Here is an 18511-nt window from a genome sequence, read left to right as displayed (position 1 = left end):
AAAAAAGTTGGGATTTAGAACGCTACTTGAGACCTTTTACTTAATTTTGCAAACGTAGTTGCATTTTGAAGTTGAATCTACGCCGAGAAGTTTCGTAACACAAAAAAGAATAACGGACTATTGTGTAAAAAGAACCAAGTTTTTTTTTATGAAAGGGTCGTGAATTTATTTCCTGTTTTTTATTCCCGCTGGCGCATGTATATTGCGATTTTTATGTAAATTTGCATTATAAATAAGATAGTGTCATTTCGTTGATGCTGGTAGTTTATGGATATTGCGCTTTTTCTATAATTTCCCACATTTCATGTTGGGATTAAAAAGTGATATTATTGCATGAATTAATTGACGCAAGAAAGCAGGATGACAAAGGGGGAACATGAGTTCGAAAAAATAAACAGTGATAAACAGAAATTAAACAATACAAACGATTTTAAGCATTCGCTTAAAACAAGGCAACAACTATAATATGAATACAAAAGAAATACCCACGCTGCTGCTTACAGGTTATTTGGGAAGTGGCAAGACTACGTTGTTAAACAGGATTTTGGCAAACGAGAAAGGAGTGAAATTCGCGGTCATTGTCAATGATATTGGTGAGGTGAATATCGACGCCAAGCTAATAGAGCGAGGTGGCATTGTAGGGCAAAAAGATGACAGTCTGGTAGCCTTGCAAAATGGTTGCATCTGTTGCACGCTCAAGATGGACTTGGTAAAACAGATCAACGACATCATCAACATGAGGCGATTTGACTATATCGTCATTGAGGCCAGTGGTATATGCGAGCCTGCGCCCATTGCCCAGACCATCAGTGCATATCCCCAAATGGTCTCGCCCGATATGCTTCGAAATGGTTTGGCAAAGTTGGACGCTATCGTCACAGTGGTGGACGCCCTACGCATGAGAGATGAGTTTGGATTGGGTGACGAGCTGAAAAAAGCCAGTCGCGAGGAGGAAAATTTGGCAAGTCTAGTGATACAACAAATAGAATTTTGCAACATCATATTGTTGAACAAGGCTTCTGATATAAGTAAGAAAGACTTGGCTCACCTGAAAGCCATTATCCAAGAAATACAACCCAAGGCGGAAATAATGGAGTGCGACTACGGTAATGTAGAGCTTGGCAAACTGCTTAACACCCATTCGTTCGACTTTGAGAAAGTGGCTACGTCGGCACGATGGATAGAAGCCATCGAAGGTCACGACCATGAGCACAATGAGGAGCCTTCACACGAGCACGACGAGCATCACCATCATCATGAGTTAAAAAATGAAGAGTCCGGAGAGGCCTTGGAATATGGAATAGGCACTTTTGTTTATTACAGACGTAAGCCCATGAATCTCGGCCGATTTGACGAGCTGGTGTCATCGCGATGGCCTCGAAGCGTGATCAGGGCGAAAGGAATGTGCTATTTCAGTGATGAGAAGGCTACGTGCTACCTGTTTGAGCAAGCTGGCCGCCAGTTCAACATCACTAATGCTGGGCAATGGTATGCCACTATGCCCCAAGAGGAACTTTCCAAATTCATGGAGAGAAATCCTGATGTGCAAAAGGATTGGGATGAAAAATATGGCGATAGAATGCAGAAAATTGTGTTCATTGGCCATGACATGGACAGAAAGGCCATAGAATCCGCTTTGGATAAATGTTTGGATGACTGACCAATAAATTAAGCTACCATCAATATTATGGAAAATAGGCTTGCGTTCACACCCAATGAAATCCAAGAGGCTAAGGCCATACGCTATCGTCTGCTTGACACTGTCGGTCACTCAATATCAACTGATGATGAGGCCATGGTCGAGGGGTTTGTACGCCAGGGTATTGCTAATGGTATGCTTAAACGTGACGTTTTCGGTCTAAACCCTGTGCTCACCTCTCTTCAAACCGCGCAAATTGCCGTGGAGGACATGTGCATGGGACGCGATGGCGTGCTCGCCGCGTTGCTCCATGGCAGTGTGCCCGATGATGGTAAAAGTACGGAGTTGATATGCTCAAAATTTGGGGACAGCGTGGCTCACATTATACGTGGACTCTCGAAAATACAAAAACTATACGAGAAAAATCCTGTTATCGAGAGTGAGAACTTTCGCAACTTGTTGCTGAGTTTCGCTGAGGACATGCGCGTTATTCTCATTATGATTGCCGACAGGGTGAACGTGATGCGACAAATAAGGGATACGGATAATGTCGAGGCTAAGCAGCGCGTTTCCGAGGAGGCCAATTACTTATATGCGCCGCTGGCTCATAAGTTGGGGCTTTACAAGCTAAAGAGTGAGTTGGAGGACCTCTCGTTGAAATATATGGAACACGATGCCTACTACATGATCAAGGAAAAGCTCAACGCTACCAAGCAATCGCGTGATGCGTACATCGACCAATTTATTGGGCCGATAGAGCAAAAGCTCAAGGAGGCTGGTTTGAAATTCCATATGAAAGGACGCACAAAATCCATTCATTCCATCTGGCAGAAGATGAAAAAGCAAAAGTGTGGTTTCGAGGGTATTTACGACCTTTTTGCTATCCGTATCATCATCGATTCTCCTGAGGAACACGAGAAGCAGCAGTGCTGGCAGGCCTACTCCATCGTGACCGATATGTACCAGCCCAATCCCAAACGACTACGCGACTGGCTCTCCGTGCCCAAGTCTAACGGTTACGAGAGCTTGCACATCACGGTGTTGGGGCCTGATAAGAAATGGGTTGAGGTTCAGATACGCACTGAGCGCATGGACGACATCGCTGAGCACGGCTTAGCCGCCCACTGGCGATACAAAGGCATCAAGTCTGGTGGTCAAATGGACGAATGGCTGGCCAATATCAGGACGGCCTTGGAAGCTGGGGACAGTCTCCAAGTGATGGACCAATTCAAAATGTCATTGGCTCCAGAAGAGGTTTATGTGTTCACGCCCAAGGGCGATCTTATTAAATTTCCCGTTGGTTCGACGGTTCTTGACTTTGCTTACCGCATACACTCCAAGGTGGGCAACACGTGCGTGGGTGGAAAAATCAACGATCGGGCTGTGCCCATCAGAGAGCAACTCCGTTCGGGCGACACTGTCGAGGTGCTCACCGCCAACAACCAATCGCCCAAACGCGACTGGCTAAACATCGTAAAGACTTCCAAAGCTAAATCGAAAATAAGGCTTGCGCTTAAGGAGACTACTATCAAAGACGGTTTATATGCCAAAGAATTGTTAGAGCGAAGGTTTAAAAATCGGAAAGTGGAGATAGAAGAAACCTATATGGGCCAACTTGTCAAGAAACTTGGTTTTAAAGAGGTCTCTGATTTCTACAAACAGATTGCCGATGGGAAACTTGACCCTAACGAGGTGATAGAGGGATACATCGAGATCCGCGACCATGTCCAGAATATGGGGCGCGACCATGAAGCACGGTCGGCTGATAACTTTGAGTTTGAAAGCCCTAACAAGGAAATGGCGCAAGATAGCGAGGACATTCTCACCATCGACAAAGACTTGAAGGGCATTGAGCACCAATTGGCTCCATGCTGCAATCCCATTTATGGCGACCGTATTTTTGGTTTCGTGACCGTAAATGGGACCGTGAAGATACACCGCTTGAACTGTCCGAACGCTCCAGAGCTGCGTCGGCGGTTTGGCTATCGTATCGTGAAAGCGCGATGGAGTGGCAAGAACACCTCAAAATACGCTATCACATTGCGCGTCATTGGTAATGATGACATTGGCATAGTGTCCAATATTACCAACATTATCTCAAAAGATGAGAAAGTGGTAATGCGCTCTATCAATATTGACTCAAACGACGGATTGTTCTCCGGCAGCCTCGTGGTTCAACTTGAAGATACTGACAGATTGCAAGTTTTGATAAAGAAATTGCAATCCGTGAAAGGGGTAAAACAAGTTCAACGAATTTAGCGATACATTATGTTGGCATGGTTACGTCTCCTTGTCAAACCCTTGTAAACAAAAGAAATCGAGTCTGATCGACCCGATTTCTTTTGTTTAGGATATGCCGTATCCTTATCATTTATATAGCTATTCGTGCATTAATACGCTTCAGAATTTTTAATCTCGTTGCGATCTATCTTTTTCTTGTCAATAGACCACCATGCGTACGCGCCATAAGCCACGATAACCGGTATAAGCAATGAAACGTATGCCATGGCTCTTAGCGTGGTCTCGCTGCTACAACTATTGCGAATGGTCAATGAGTACTGGATGTCGACATTTGATGGATAAAACGCGGTGTCGTTCCAACCTACTATGAGGAATAGCACGAGAACAACCATCATCACGCCAATGGCGGCAGGCCAGATGCCCTTGGTATAATTTTTAACAAAAATGGTTTTACCTATTCCAAATAACAACAGCACCACGCCCACAAGCAGAATGACTGCCAATGGCCACATCTGGACGAGGTTGTTGAAGTACTTGTATGGTTCCATGAAGATGGCTCCCATGGCTGGGTCGCTGGCATATCCGTCTTTGAGCAAAGTACGAATGAAGAATGTCAGGAAAGTCACGAGGAAAATTACCGTATTGTATAACAAAGTACGCGGAATGCGTTCACGTATGGCAGCGTCATTGATATTATTGTTAATATAGAGAATGCCAAGTATGCGCGCAAGGAAAAATACTGCCACGCCAAACAATACAGCCCAAAGGTCGAGCAGCACATCAAGTCCGCCACTGGCGTTAGCCCAATGGCTTATAACCGGCTGTACGGATGAGAACATGTTGGATTTCTCTATGACGAAATTACTTCCGTTGAAGAATGTCGCCACGGCTCCTCCAATTAGCAGTGGGCCAACGATGCCGTTAATGATAAGGCAAATCTGAAATGTCTTTGCCCCGAGGAAGTTGCCTAATTTATTCTGGAACTCATAGCTTACAGCTTGAAGCACGAAAGAGAACAAAATGAGCATCCAAACCCAATATGCGCCACCAAAGCTGGTACTGTAAAAAAGTGGGAAAGAGGCAAAGAAAGATGCTCCAAACGTTACCAATGTGGTGAATGTGAACTCCCATTTGCGCCCAGTGGAGTTGATAACCAAACGGCGTTCTTCGGGGTTCTTGCCCAGCTCGAATATCATGGAATTTGCTCCCTGCACAAAAAGGAAGAACACTAAGAAGGCGGCCATCAGTGAAACGACAAACCACCAATATGATTGTAAGAATTCGTATGACATGGCTAATTAGTTTTTATAAACGATTTCGCTATATTCAGGACCTTTCTTGATTTGCTTGCATAGGATGGAAATCTCCACGATGAGCATTGTTGTGAATAATATCAAGAAAATAAAGAAAGTTATTGCGACACTGGTTGCGGGAACGTTAGATGCAGCTACACCTACCGGAAGCATGTCTTGGATGGTCCAAGGCTGGCGTCCCATCTCGGCCACTATCCATCCTGCCTCGCTGGCAATATACGCTAATGGTATGAGCATCAGTCCAACCCAATGTATCCAGCGGATGTTTTTGATCTCCTTTTTGTAAACAAGGAACAACAAAACGGCAAAAAACAAGATAAATATCATTCCCATGCCAACCATTACGCGAAATGCGTAGAAAGTCAAAGGAATGGATGGAACCAAATCATGAACATCTTTGATGTAACCATATCCGAAGTTATGGATGTTAGCTTTCAATACGCTAAGTTGTGACTTGGCTTCTTGTGTCAGTGGATCACCAGTCTTCATGCCTGCGGTTGCCTTACGATAAGCCTGCAAGGCTACGATGGCTTTTTTGCCACTTTCTATTTTTTCTTGATAAGAAGGCTCTCTTGTTCCGTCAGGCTTGGTATAGCCGTTTATCAAATCGTTGATACCAGGCACGTAGCCATTCATGGAGCGTGTAGCCAGCAAAGACAATCCGTTGGGGATGGCCAAACGATAAGGAGGCTCTTTCTCGTTAACACAATCTGGCTGTTTGAACGGATGCACGCCTGATATGATCGTCAAACTTTGGCTCTCGCCACCATTGTACAGCGCCTCCATTGCGGCCAACTTCATTGGCTGTACCTTGGCAACCATGTAGCCGGAGTTGTCTCCTGTCATCACGGCGAGTAACGAAGCTACCAAACCTACGATGCCAGCAATCTTCATGCTTTCGGTTGCTAATTTTTGCTCGCGGTTCTTTAAGAGATACCAGCTGCACACGCCAGCGGCAAAAACAGCGCCCACAATCCACGCGGAGGTGACGGTATGGCAGAATTTATCAATTGCGAACGGCGAAAAAGCAACATCTGTAAAAGAGGTCATCTCAAAACGCATGGTAGAAGCGTTAAACTCTTGTCCTATAGGGTATTGCATCCATGAATTGGCCACTAAAATCCACCAAGCGGAAATAGTGGCGCCTAATCCGGTGAGCCACGTGGCCGCCAAGTGGAACCCGCGTGACACTTTGTCCCAACCAAAGAACATCACAGCCACAAAGGTTGCCTCCATAAAGAATGCCACGATACCCTCAATGGCCAATGGGGCGCCAAATATGTCGCCCACCATCCAAGAATAATTGCTCCAGTTGGTACCAAACTCGAACTCAAGAATGATGCCCGTGGCGATACCCATGGCGAAATTCACGCCAAACAGTTTCTGCCAAAAACGAGCCACGTCTTTCCAGAAAACATTATGAGTACGATAATAACAAGTCTCGGCAATTCCCATGATAACTGCCAATCCCAATGTGAGTGGGACGAACAGCCAATGGTAAATTGCGGTAAGCGCAAACTGGGCTCTTGACCAGTCTACGGTTGCATTGGTAATGTCTAATAAAAGATTTAACATATTGATTATTGTATAGATTTAAAAATCATGTTACCGACGATTAAGAATTTGCGAAGAGACAAAATCTGACTCGTGCCCTTTTTCTGAATTTTCCTTTATAAAATTTGGAAAGAAAAAAATCTTGAGAATGGCAAACATAATAAAGAGCTTGATGAGTATAACCGCCCATAGGGTTTTGCCTAATGTCATATTCTTAAAACCATCTACATAAAAATAGAAGGCATCGTGAACGAAACTGACAACCTTGTTATGTTTGAAATCCATTATGTTTTTTATTTTTGGTACAAACTTAAATGTTTTTTTTGGAAATGACAAAAAAATATTTGTAGAATTTATAAATTTGGTCGAATTTTTAGAAAATCATGTTTATAAGATAGCGAAATCATATTAGTAGGGGCAAGAGGCAAAATGGGCAACATGTTAAAATAAGAATCTTGGTCCCAATCCAAAGCGCATTTCAACGCAATGGTTTTTGCGCGCCTCACTTTTCAAGCTTCTACTAATTCCCTAATTGATTTTTTTGCGTATGTAATATGTATGCACTGCTCTTTGTTGGGTTTTTCTCACTTTGACAAATTTACTAAACGTACAAAGGAAAAAAGGCTATGTTTGTTTGTGTGGATAATGATGTGAGCGTAAACAGCTTAATGGATTTGGTTTGCGGTATTAATTGAGGGTTAATGTTTTTTGCTCATTCAAAATGGCACCGTGCAAAAAAATCATAAGGAATAGTTGCATGGCCAATTGTATATAACGGCTTAAGTTTTGCATATTCGTGAGCTAAGCATGGCTTGCTTGCGAATATACAAAACTTGGGAGATGTTTTGTCCATTGTTATCGACATGTTTTGTCTAATGCGTAAAACACGCGAAAGCAATGGTGGGAAGTGTGATTATTCCTCGTCTGGAATAATCAGTTTGTAGCCTTGGCCGTGAATGTTAATTATTTCCACTTGGTCGTCTTCTTTCAAGTGCTTGCGCAGTTTGGTGATATACACATCCATCGATCGAGCGTTGAAGTAGTTGTCATCTATCCAGATGGTACGTAACGCGTCGTTTCGTTTAAGTATCTCGTTAGCATGCGAGCACAGCAGCGACAGCAGCTCGTTCTCTTTTGTCGTGAGTTTGGTTTGCTTGTCACCGATTGTTAGCAACTGTTTCTGCGTGTCAAACGTATATCGTCCGATGTTGTATCTTGTGCTTTCCTTGTTCTTTTTGCCGCGAACGCGCCGCAGGATGGCTTCCACGCGCTTGACCAACTCTTCCATGGAGAACGGCTTGGTGATATAGTCGTCCGCGCCTTTGTCAAAGCCTTCGAGCACGTCTTCTTTTTGCACCCGCGCCGTGAGGAAAATGATGGGCACTTGAGAATTGATTTGCCGTATGTCTTGTGCCAAGGAGAAGCCATCTTTTTTTGGCATCATCACATCGAGTACGCACATGTCAAACTTGTCTTTTGTAAACTCTCTGAAACCGGCCTCTCCATCCGGACAGAGCATGGCGTCATAACCTTTGGCTATCAAGTACTCGCACAACAATGTGCCTAAGTTTTCATCATCCTCGCAAAGTAAGATCTTTATTTTTTCGTCCATAACTTTATAGTTTTATATATTTAATAATGTTTTAATCTTTTATCACCGGAAGTTTAATCGTGAACTTGGTGCCACGACCATACTCGCTCTCAACTTTTATCACGCCGTCGTGCAAGTCTACCACCTTCTTGACGTAGGCCAACCCCAGTCCAAAACCTTTAACGTCGTGAACATTGCCCGTGTGGACACGATAGAATCTATCAAAAATTTTCTTTAAGTTTTCTTTTTTCATGCCCATCCCGGTGTCTTTGACCGAGAAGTACAAATATTGGTCGTCATTCCATGTCTTGAGATACAAATTCAGGGGCTTGTCCGGTTTTCTGTATTTCACCGCGTTATCCATCAGGTTGAAGATTACGTTTTGGAAGTGAACCTCGTCTACATACATGTCCGACAAGACCGCGCCAATATCTATATATATTTTGCCACCGGTATGCTCAACTCGCAGTGAGAAAGAGTTGGCGGCCGTCTCGATAAGCTCATTGAGGTCGATGTGCTTTTTTTTGAACGACGCTTTCTTTCGGTCGAACATTGACATTTGCAACACTTTCTCCACCAAAAACCTCAATCGCTTGCTCTCCTCGGTAATTACGTTTACCAAATGCTTGGTCATCTTGTCGCTTTTGGTCACGGTCTCGTCATTAAACATTTGCGCGGCCAAGGATATGCTGGCTATTGGTGTTTTAAGTTCGTGCGTCATATTGTTGATAAAATCGTTTTTTATCTCGCTGTACCGTTTTTGTCGAAACACCACGACGATGGTGAATATAAATGTGATCAGCAATATAAACGTGAATACCACGCTGGGTATCATGAACCTGACATTGGAATAAATATAACTGTTGATGTCCGGGAAATGCACCTTGACCACCCCCATCCTTGAGGCGGGATCATTGCGAAAGAGCACTTGGTTGTAAGTAAACTCGTCTCCCTCGTCTGAGTATTCAGGGCAACGATACACTTCTCGGCCATCTTGCGTGCATACCTTGAAATGATAGGGTATGTTAATGCCATTGTTCATCAATTCAGCTTTCAAGTCTTGGTCGAGTATTTTAAAATTAACACGCTCTTTTAAAGGCTTGTCAGTCGCAGAGTACAACATGTTTATGACCACTTCGTCAAGCAATGCTTTCTGATATACATATCTGTTTTTTACAATCTCTTGCAGAGACTTGCTGGCAGCGTTGTTTGAGTTTTTGTCAGTCCTTAAAATCATGGCTTTAGGCATGTTTCCCGGTTTGGAAGCCAATGTTTTCAGTTCAAACGAAGAATAGCCTTTGCCGTTTTTCCCGGACATGGAATGTTGCTTGGATGACAGAGTGTCTCCATATGGAGCCTGATCACGGCTTGCTGACACATCTTTCTTTTTTGCGCAGCGGCGCTCAGCCTCGTTGACATCCTTTTCCAAATAGCGCAATGTCTCGTTCAGTTCCAAGTTGCGCGACGCCTGATAAAGTGCTCGATTCACGCTCTCGTCAAACTGTTCCTTCTTCATGTTGGCCATTTCTTGGATGTATGTGAGCTGGAGGCCTAACAGTATGACAAAGGCCACCCCCATGACAATGGCTACAATCCATATCGTACTTTTCTTCATATTTACAAAGATAAGGTTTTACTTAAAAGATTAACAATTAATTGTTAATTATTATATGTGATTTTACCAATGTTAACAAAATTACGTACCGTTAGTTGATTATGCGCAATTAAATATCCCTCGCAAATCTATAAACGATAATGTGAGGGATAAACGATAATGGTGTTTGATCAATGGCTAATCTTCTTCTGCGGCCATTTCCGTCTCGTGGTCAGCTATTAGTTTTTGCTGCAAGTCGTTAGGAACAAGCTCGTAACTGGCGAACTTGGTGCTGAAGCTGGCTCTTCCCCCCGTTAACGAGCTTAGGGCTACACTGTAGTTGGCCAATTCTTTCAAAGGTATCTTGGCTGACAACTTTTGGTATCCAGCCTCGGCGTCCATGCCCATGATAATAGCCCTTCGGCCTTGGAGGTCGCTCATCACGTCGCCCATGTAGTCGGATGGCACATATACCTCAAGATCATAGATAGGCTCAAGGATTTTTGGCCCCGCTTCCTTGAATGCGTCAGAGAACGCATGGCGGGCGGCGAGCGTGAACGAAAGCTCGTTGGAGTCAACGGGGTGCATCTTGCCATCATATACAACTACCCTGACATCGCGAGCGTAGCTGCCGGTCAATGGCCCGCGCTCCATGCAATCCATCACTCCTTTAAGTATGGCCGGCATGAAACGAAGGTCTATCGCGCCTCCGACAACAGAGTTGATGAACACCAACTTGCCTCCCCATGGAAGGTCTTTCTCCTCTTTCGACTTGATGTTCATTTTGTATTCTTGTCCACCAAAACTATAGCTGGTAGGATCGGGCATGCCCTCCGCGTAAGGTTCCACTATCAAATGCACCTCGCCAAACTGGCCCGCTCCTCCACTCTGCTTTTTGTGCCGGTATTCCGCTTTGGCCTTTTTGGTAATGGTTTCGCGATATGGTATCTTCGGCTCGCTAAAGGTAATGGAGAGTTTTTCGTTGTTTTCCAATCTCCATTTCAAGGTGCGAAGATGAAATTCCCCTTGTCCATGCACGATGGTCTGCCGCAGCTCTTTGCTTTGCTCCACTACCCATGTGGGGTCTTCCTGATGCATCTTTAGCAATGCGGTCATTAGCTTCTCCATGTCTTGCGCGTTTTCTGTCTTGATAGCTCGACTGTATTTGGAGTTGGGATACTTGATAAAGTCAAAATGGAAATCAGCGTCTTTACTATTCAGCGTGTTGCCTGTCTTTACATCTTTCAATTTCACCGTACAACCAATATCGCCCGCGTTCAGCCGGTCCACGGCTATACGGTTAGCCCCCGCGCAAGCGTATATTTGCCCAATGCGCTCTTTGGAGCCTCGGTTGGCGTTGGTAAGGTCGTCTCCAGCCTTTACCGTTCCGCTCATCACCTTAAAATAAGACACCTCGCCAATGTGTGGCTCCATGCCGGTTTTAAAGAAATACAGGCTTTCTGGGCCATCGCTGTTTGTTTCCACTTCCTCACCTCGCGAGTTGCGAACCTTGGGCATCTCATTTACAAATGGCACTACATTGCCCAAAAATTCCATCAATCTTTGCACGCCCATATCACGTAGGGCTGACACGCAAAATACGGGATATATGCCACGCGCCACCAATCCCTTGCGTATTCCCTCACGCATTTCGTCCTCGGACAGCGTGTCATTTTCAAAGAATTTTTCCATCAATGCCTCATCATTCTCGGCCGCCGCCTCGACAAGTGCTTTGTGAAGCTCCATCGCTTTGTCCATCTCCCCGGCAGGGATGTCCTCGCGCTTGGGCTCGCCGCCATTGGGCCCCCATGTCAGTTTTTTCATGATCAGCACGTCAATAAGACTGCTAAAGTTGGGCCCGGTTTGTAAAGGATACTGTATTTGCACACATTTTGAACCATAAATATCTTTCATGGTATTGATGATATTGTCAAAATCGCACTTCTCCGAATCCAATTGGTTGACGAGAAAGATTACCGGTTTTTTCAGTTTCTCGGCATATCTAAAATTGTTTTGCGTGCCCACCTCCGGGCCGTGTTGGCCATTAATCACGATCACGGCTTGGTCGGTAACGTTTAGCGAGGTGATGGCCCCACCGACAAAATCGTCAGCTCCCGGGCAGTCTATGATGTTTAGCTTCTTGTTGTTCCACTCCACGTGGAATACAGTTGGGAAGACAGAATATCCATATTCAAGCTCAACGGGGAAGTAATCACTCACGGTGTTTTTGCCCTCAACCGTACCACGACGCTTAATGATACCCGCTTCGTATAGCATACTCTCGGCAAGTGTGGTCTTGCCGCTACCCGCACTGCCAAGCAACGCGATGTTTTTAATTTCGTTGGTCTGATATACTCTCATATCAAAAGATTTAAAGTGTTAGTAAAATAAGTTCATTTCATTCAGGTTGGGAGGGTTTGTCTCCAAATCGTTGTTAAAGATAAGAAAAATCGAATATACCGCAAAAAAAACAAAGAGAAATGTGAATTATTTTAAAACAAATTAGTACTTTTACATTACAAAAGATTAATTTATGGCAGGTCTTTACATTCATGTACCTTTTTGCGCAAGCCGCTGCATTTACTGTGGTTTTTATTCCACCACCAATGTTGGATTGCAAGACAAATATGTAAATTCAATTTGCCGGGAAATGACTATCAGGCCAGAGCGTCCCAATATTTCAACGATTTATTTTGGAGGTGGCACTCCCAGCCAGTTGTCACACAAGAACTTTGTCAAACTGTTTGACCACATTTTCCGCACGTACACGGTAGACACCAACGCGGAGATAACCGTGGAGTGCAATCCTGACGACATTGATGGGCATACGTTCAATCATTTACCCGTCAACAGGGTGAGCATGGGCGCCCAATCTTTTTCGGACGTTCGCCTGCGTTTTCTCTGTCGCCGTCACACCGCGGCCGAAGTGGAACAAGCCGTGGCGCGTTTGCGACAACAGGGCATAAGCAATATCAGCATAGACCTGATGTTCGGGTTTCCCGGCGAGACCATGGCCGACTGGGAGCAAGATCTCCGGCGCGCGCTCAAGTTGGGCGTAGAGCACATCTCGGCCTATGGATTGATGTACGAGGAGGGCACGCCTCTTTATAAGCTGTGGCAAGCCGGCAAGGTCAAAGAGATTGACGAGAATGTGAGCTTGGCAATGTATGACAAACTTGTGAGCGCGCTCACGTCGGCAGGATATGAGCATTACGAGATCAGCAATTTTGCCAAGCTTGGTTTCAGAAGCAAGCACAACTCCGCCTATTGGCATGGCATACCATATATAGGAATAGGCGCGGCAGCCCATTCCTATGACCAAAGCGCGCGTAGCTGGAACGTGTCGGACATACGCGAATATATCGACTCGATAGAGAAAGGCATTTTGCCCACGGAAATGGAGCGATTGGACGAAGAAACAAAATATAACGATCTTGTCACCACGGCTTTGCGAACGAGCGAGGGGATAAACCTTGACACGTTGGCGCCTCGATACAAAAACTACCTGTTAGAAGCCGGCAAGGATTACATATCCAGAGGGCTGCTTGTGTTGGAGGATAACAGCTTGCGCCTGTCAATGGCAGGCATAAATATCAGCAACACCATTATGAGCGACTTGATGTGGGTTTGACGTCCATCCGCAAAAGCCAACCGCCGTTTTGGCCGGCCATTTATCCGTCAACCCCGACGGCCAAGGCGAGGACGCGCGATTATGTATTTTGATCGTCAAGGGCTTTCAATCCCTTTCCCTTGTATATTTGGTAGAAATGCCGTTTTATATCCTTGTCAATGTCAACGACATTCCGCTTCCCGGTGACATACGGCTTCAGCATGTCGGACAAGACATAGACGATGATGCCAATAACCAGTGTGACAACGAGATTAATCATCTCGTTTTTGAAAAAGCCATGATTTATAAACAGTATCATTGCCACCACGGGCACTATAAACAGCAACCAATCTCCCGCCGTGTTCATTTTGCTCGAATTTTGGCGTTCATCTTTCAGTGACGTCGGACAGCGCCTGATGAGCCTTGCCCTGTGCGAGTTCCAATAGTCTTCAAATTCTTTTTCCATCCCTACCCTTTCTTGGATACTGCAAAGGTAAAGATTATTGTCGACCTGTTAAAATTATATGGAAAGAAAAGATTAACAAGCTCCAAGATACATAAATGTGTGGAAATTGTTACCTTTGCAAGCCAAAATAACAGCAAGAAATGCAAAACCAATTTTCGCGTACCCAGCTTTTATTGGGCGAGCCAGCCATGAGAACGCTTGCCGACGCCCATGTCGCCGTGTTTGGCGTTGGCGGTGTGGGCAGCTATGTGGTAGAAGTGTTGGCCCGCAGTGGCGTGGGCGCCATAGATATATTCGACAACGACCGGGTGGACGCCACCAATATCAACCGCCAACTGTGCGCCCTCAATTCCACGGTTGGCAAATATAAAGTGGAGGTCATGGCCGATCGTGTTCGCGACATCAACCCCGACTGCGCGGTTCGGGCGCGTCAAATGTTCTACACGTCTCAAAACGCGGACGACGTGGACCTTGCCCAATACGATTATGTAGCCGATTGTATCGACACGGTCTCGGCCAAATTGGAGCTAATCAGGCGTTGTCACGAGTTGCAAACGCCCCTTATCTGTGCGATGGGAGCCGCTAACAAGCTGGACCCCACAGGGTTTCGCGTCACGGATATCAGCAAGACCAAGATGGACCCAATAGCTAAAATACTGCGCAAGAAAATGCGTAAGTTAGGCATTTTTCATCTCAAAGTGGTTTTCAGCGAGGAACAACCGCTTAAACCATTTGGCCAGTTGGCCCACTGCGAACGTTCAGGTTCTCTTAACAACGCTTTCGACTCGGCCAACATGCCAAACGCAAGACCAGTTCCGGCAAGCAACGCCTTTGTGCCGGCGGCCGCCGGATTAATCATAGGTGGAGAAATTGTCAAAAGCCTTCTTCATGCCGCGGGAACTATGCGACAAGCCTAAAACGCTTAAATTGTATCGTCATCGCCCTACCCTATGCGGCGCCATGTTGAGAATGCCAATAGGCACACACGCCACAGACTTTACTTTTTTAGTAGCGAGGCCTTTGTAAACTCCATGGCGATTGCCATCTTTTTAGAACCCGTCCACATTGATTTGTCATCATGATTGCGTAGTGTATCAGCATGTTTCAATATTTGGGAAATAAGCGTGAAAAGACGCTTTGTCTACACATAAGTATTGACAATATGGACTTTTTATTAATCGGAAAATATCTAACAAAAAACCTCTCAGGATTGGCGTATTTGTAAACCATTGAGTGATCGCGCGCAAATTCGCGAGAAATGAGACGCTTTAATAAAACATTGCTAATCAGAAATTTAACAAATAAAAAAGCCAATGCCATAAAATATGTTAGATAATCCGCATGCCTTTAATATCTCATCGCGTCGCGAACAGGGCTTAATCGCGCGCCGAATAAGGCCTCGTTATGGCACGATAAGGCTCCGTCCGCCTCTCGATTAGATACCGTTTGCGAAGCCAAGGTGCGAGCGTGGCTTGTCATTCTTGTCACGCAGGGTGAAAAACCAAGATTTTATGCCATAAAAGGACGTATTTTTACGGTCTGTTTTTTGTGATTATTTTCATACAATAAGCTATGCCATGGGTGATGCTTGCCCATTCGAGCATGTCATGATGGCATGAGAAAAAAATCCATATTGCCATCTCTTTTACGAATAAAAATCCTAACTTTGCATAGAAAACTAAAAACGAGCGTTTTATAAATGAAGCATCATGAGGCTGTCTGGCAGGCGAGAAAGTAACAATGTGGAAGATCGCAGGTGTGTAAGTGGCGCTGCCAAAGCCAGCGTAGGCGGCATAGGCGGCGTCATGGTGATAGCATTGTTCACCCTTTTGTCAGGCGGAAACCTTGGCGATGTGGTAAGCAACGTCTTCCAATCAGGCTCTGTCAGTGAAAAGACACTGTCTAATGACGGGCGCGGCCAACGTGAAGTTACGGAAGAAGAACAAAAGTTGGCTAAGCTCTCGCGGCAGATTTTGGCTGGCACGGAAGAAGTGTGGAGCCGGCAGTTCAAAAAAATGGGGCGAAAATACACCGCTCCTACGCTCGTGTTGTTTTCTGGCTCGGTGAACAGCGCCTGTGGGCGCGCGACGGCTGCCGCGAGGCCGTTCTATTGCTCCGCTGACCAAAAGTTGTACCTCGACTTAAGTTTCTTGATGAACATGAAGTCCGAGATCGGAGCCGGCGGTGATTTCGCGTGCGCTTATGTCATTGCCCACGAGGTGGGACACCATGTGGAATACCTGCTGGGGGAGCTTGGGCGAGCGCGCGAACAAATGAGCGTGATGAACACGGTGGACGCAAACAGGATGAGCGTGGAGTTGGAGTTGCTTGCCGATTACTATGCTGGTGTGTGGGCACACTATGACAACAAATGGTATGACAGTATTGAGGATGGTGACATGGAAGAAACTTTGAGGCGCGCGGAGGTTGTTGGCGGCAATTGCCTTCAGGAAAAAACGCGAGGCTACTCGCCCCCCGAGAGCTTCACCCACGGCATCCCTGCCCAGCGCGCGAAGTGGTTCAGGCTTGGCTTGGAGACGGGCGACATGACACGAACGACATTTGATGAAATATGAAAAAAGAACAAACAAGTGGGTGTTAAACGTCGCGTTCTATTCTTGAGCACCTATCCACGTTTTACACCTTTTAATATATAGCTTTTAAAAACAAGTATTGGGATGTGAAAACATCAACCTGAAAATATCAGGATGAGATATTAACGCAACCCCATGTTGACGATAAACACACTTACAATGAACAGCAAGTTAGTCGCGGCGAGCATGACAGTTCTCTGCCTATTTACCAGCAATATGACACAAGCCAGTACCAAACCTGTAACATTAAAGATCGTTGAGACCTCTGATGTGCATGGCGCTTTTTTCCCATACGACTTCATTAGACGACAGCCAAAGGCCGGCTCATTGGCGCGAGTGAGCAGTTATGTCAAAGGTCTTAGAGCCCAATATGGCCAAAATGTTATTTTGCTTGACAACGGTGACATACTGCAAGGACAGCCTTTAACCTATTATTCTAACTATGTAGACACTTTGAGCCATAACATTGCGGCCGAGGTGGTGAACTATATGAAATATGACGCTCAGACCGTGGGCAACCATGACATAGAGACTGGCCATGCGGTGTACGATAAATGGATGTCCGAACTGAACTGTCCTGTTGTGGGGGCCAACATCGTAAGTGCCTCCACGGGAAAACCATATGTGAGGCCATACGCCTGCATAGAGCGCGATGGCGTGAAAATAGCCGTGTTGGGCATGTTGACACCGGCCATACCAAACTGGCTGCCCAAACATCTGTGGAGTGGACTTCGGTTTGACGAAATGGTGTCCACGGCAAGGAAATGGGTGAAAATACTGCAAGAAGACGAGAAGGCGGATGTCATTATCGGTCTGTTTCATTCGGGTAGAAATGGTGGCATCACTACCGATGCCTACAAGGAGGACGCCTCGCTAATGGTGGCGCGCGAGGTTCCCGGATTTGATGTTATACTATTCGGGCACGACCACACACGATACAACAACGTCCTGACCAACGCGGAAGGCAAAAAGGTGCTGTGCCTAAACCCGGCCAACAATGCCATGACCGTGGCAGAGGCTACCGTCACCCTTGTGCCCATAGATGGCAAATGGACGGTCACGGCGTGCGAGGGCAGGCTGCATGACGTGGACGCCGAGCCGATAGACACGGATTTCACCAACCACTTCAAGTATTTCACGGACAAAGTAAACGCTTACGCCAACCAAAAGATTGGCGAGCTAAAGAATGCCATCCACACACGAGACAGCTATTTTGGGAACTCCGCTTTTAATGACCTCATCCTCAACTTGCAACTGAAAATAACCGGCGCCGACATATCGTTCAATGCCCCATTGTCGTTTGACGAGTGTATAAAGGCTGGGCCTATATACATGAGCGACATGTTCAACTTGTACAAATACGAAAACCAGCTATACGTGATAAAAATGACAGGCAAGGAGATACGTAAGCACTTGGAGATGAGTTACGACCTGTGGGCAAACACCATGAAATCGGCGAGCGACCACCTGTTGTCGCTCGATAGCGCCACCCGAGGCGACGCGCAAAGACTGGGATTTAAAAACCTCAGTTTCAATTTTGATGCCGCCGCGGGGATAGACTACGAGGTGGACGTAACCAAGCCTAACGGACAAAAAGTGAAAATCATCAGGATGAGCGATGGGAAACCGTTTGATGAGCGCGCATGGTACACGGTGGCCCTAAACAGCTATCGTGCCAATGGTGGAGGCGAGCTGCTTACGCGAGGCGCAGGCATACCCCAAGAAGAACTCAAGGACAGAGTTGTTTGGCGGTCTGGCAAGGATCTGCGATATTATCTCACGGAGGAAATTAAAAAGGCTGGGACGCTGAATCCTAAACCCAACCATAATTGGCGCTTTGTGCCCGAGAAATGGACCAAGCCCGCGGCCAAGAGAGATAAGGCGCTGCTCTTCGGTGTCTGGGAATGAG

General features: G+C 45.8%; 13 protein-coding genes. 6 read left to right on the top strand and 7 right to left on the bottom strand.

Features of this window, described 5'->3' with window-relative positions; genetic code table 11:
• Positions 1 to 466 precede the first annotated feature (466 nt).
• Both HMPREF1640_RS09450 and HMPREF1640_RS09445 read left to right on the top strand, forming a co-directional pair.
• Positions 467 to 1660: a GTP-binding protein gene (locus tag HMPREF1640_RS09450; RefSeq protein WP_036894161.1), complete on the top strand. Its 1194-nt coding sequence runs from the start codon at positions 467 to 469 to the stop codon at positions 1658 to 1660.
• Positions 1661 to 1687: 27 nt separating this feature from the next.
• Positions 1688 to 3898 (top strand): bifunctional (p)ppGpp synthetase/guanosine-3',5'-bis(diphosphate) 3'-pyrophosphohydrolase, encoded by a 2211-nt coding sequence (locus HMPREF1640_RS09445; protein WP_036894159.1) that lies wholly within the window; start codon positions 1688 to 1690, stop codon positions 3896 to 3898.
• Between the two features lie 131 nt (positions 3899 to 4029).
• On the opposite strand, the gene HMPREF1640_RS09440 is transcribed toward HMPREF1640_RS09445, so the two are convergent.
• The 6 genes from HMPREF1640_RS09440 to HMPREF1640_RS09415 form a co-directional block, all read right to left on the bottom strand.
• Positions 4030 to 5172 (bottom strand): cytochrome d ubiquinol oxidase subunit II, encoded by a 1143-nt coding sequence (locus HMPREF1640_RS09440; RefSeq protein WP_036894158.1) that lies wholly within the window; start codon positions 5170 to 5172, stop codon positions 4030 to 4032.
• A 6-nt stretch (positions 5173 to 5178) separates the two neighbouring features.
• Positions 5179 to 6768, bottom strand: coding sequence for a cytochrome ubiquinol oxidase subunit I (locus HMPREF1640_RS09435; protein WP_036894157.1), 1590 nt, complete (start codon positions 6766 to 6768; stop codon positions 5179 to 5181).
• A 30-nt stretch (positions 6769 to 6798) separates the two neighbouring features.
• A complete protein-coding gene (locus HMPREF1640_RS09430) occupies positions 6799 to 7032 on the bottom strand; it encodes a DUF4492 domain-containing protein (protein ID WP_036894156.1) in 234 nt (77 codons plus the stop codon).
• A 628-nt stretch (positions 7033 to 7660) separates the two neighbouring features.
• Positions 7661 to 8359 carry a response regulator transcription factor gene (locus tag HMPREF1640_RS09425; RefSeq protein ID WP_036894154.1) on the bottom strand — a complete coding sequence of 233 codons (699 nt, stop codon included), beginning with the start codon at positions 8357 to 8359 and terminating at the stop codon, positions 7661 to 7663.
• Between the two features lie 31 nt (positions 8360 to 8390).
• Positions 8391 to 9953 carry a sensor histidine kinase KdpD gene (locus HMPREF1640_RS09420; RefSeq protein ID WP_036894152.1) on the bottom strand — a complete coding sequence of 521 codons (1563 nt, stop codon included), beginning with the start codon at positions 9951 to 9953 and terminating at the stop codon, positions 8391 to 8393.
• A gap of 177 nt (positions 9954 to 10130) precedes the next feature.
• Entirely contained in the window at positions 10131 to 12293 is a 2163-nt protein-coding gene (locus HMPREF1640_RS09415; protein ID WP_036894150.1) for a translation factor GTPase family protein, read from the bottom strand.
• A gap of 172 nt (positions 12294 to 12465) precedes the next feature.
• Here HMPREF1640_RS09415 and hemW point away from each other — a divergent pair, with 172 nt between their 5' ends.
• Complete coding sequence (hemW, locus tag HMPREF1640_RS09410; RefSeq protein WP_036894148.1) at positions 12466 to 13563, top strand: radical SAM family heme chaperone HemW; 1098 nt, start codon at positions 12466 to 12468, stop codon at positions 13561 to 13563.
• 79 nt (positions 13564 to 13642) lie between these two features.
• Here hemW and HMPREF1640_RS09405 read toward each other — a convergent pair whose 3' ends face one another.
• Positions 13643 to 14008: a hypothetical protein gene (locus HMPREF1640_RS09405; RefSeq protein WP_036894146.1), complete on the bottom strand. Its 366-nt coding sequence runs from the start codon at positions 14006 to 14008 to the stop codon at positions 13643 to 13645.
• Positions 14009 to 14148: 140 nt separating this feature from the next.
• Between HMPREF1640_RS09405 and HMPREF1640_RS09400 the strand changes: the two genes are divergently transcribed.
• The 3 genes from HMPREF1640_RS09400 (at position 14149) to HMPREF1640_RS09390 (ending at position 18510) form a co-directional block, all read left to right on the top strand.
• A complete protein-coding gene (locus HMPREF1640_RS09400; RefSeq protein ID WP_036894144.1) occupies positions 14149 to 14925 on the top strand; it encodes a ThiF family adenylyltransferase in 777 nt (258 codons plus the stop codon).
• A 792-nt stretch (positions 14926 to 15717) separates the two neighbouring features.
• A complete protein-coding gene (locus HMPREF1640_RS09395; protein WP_036894143.1) occupies positions 15718 to 16584 on the top strand; it encodes a neutral zinc metallopeptidase in 867 nt (288 codons plus the stop codon).
• A 204-nt stretch (positions 16585 to 16788) separates the two neighbouring features.
• On the top strand, positions 16789 to 18510 hold the full coding sequence (locus HMPREF1640_RS09390; protein ID WP_036894166.1) for a bifunctional UDP-sugar hydrolase/5'-nucleotidase: 1722 nt from the start codon (positions 16789 to 16791) through the stop codon (positions 18508 to 18510).
• Position 18511: the final 1 nt, after the last annotated feature.

Source organism: Prevotella sp. S7-1-8 (genome assembly GCF_000758925.1).
Taxonomy (GTDB): Bacteria; Bacteroidota; Bacteroidia; order Bacteroidales; family Bacteroidaceae; genus Prevotella.
Note: the sequence above shows the minus strand (reverse complement) of the source record. Positions and strands in the feature narration are given on the sequence as shown.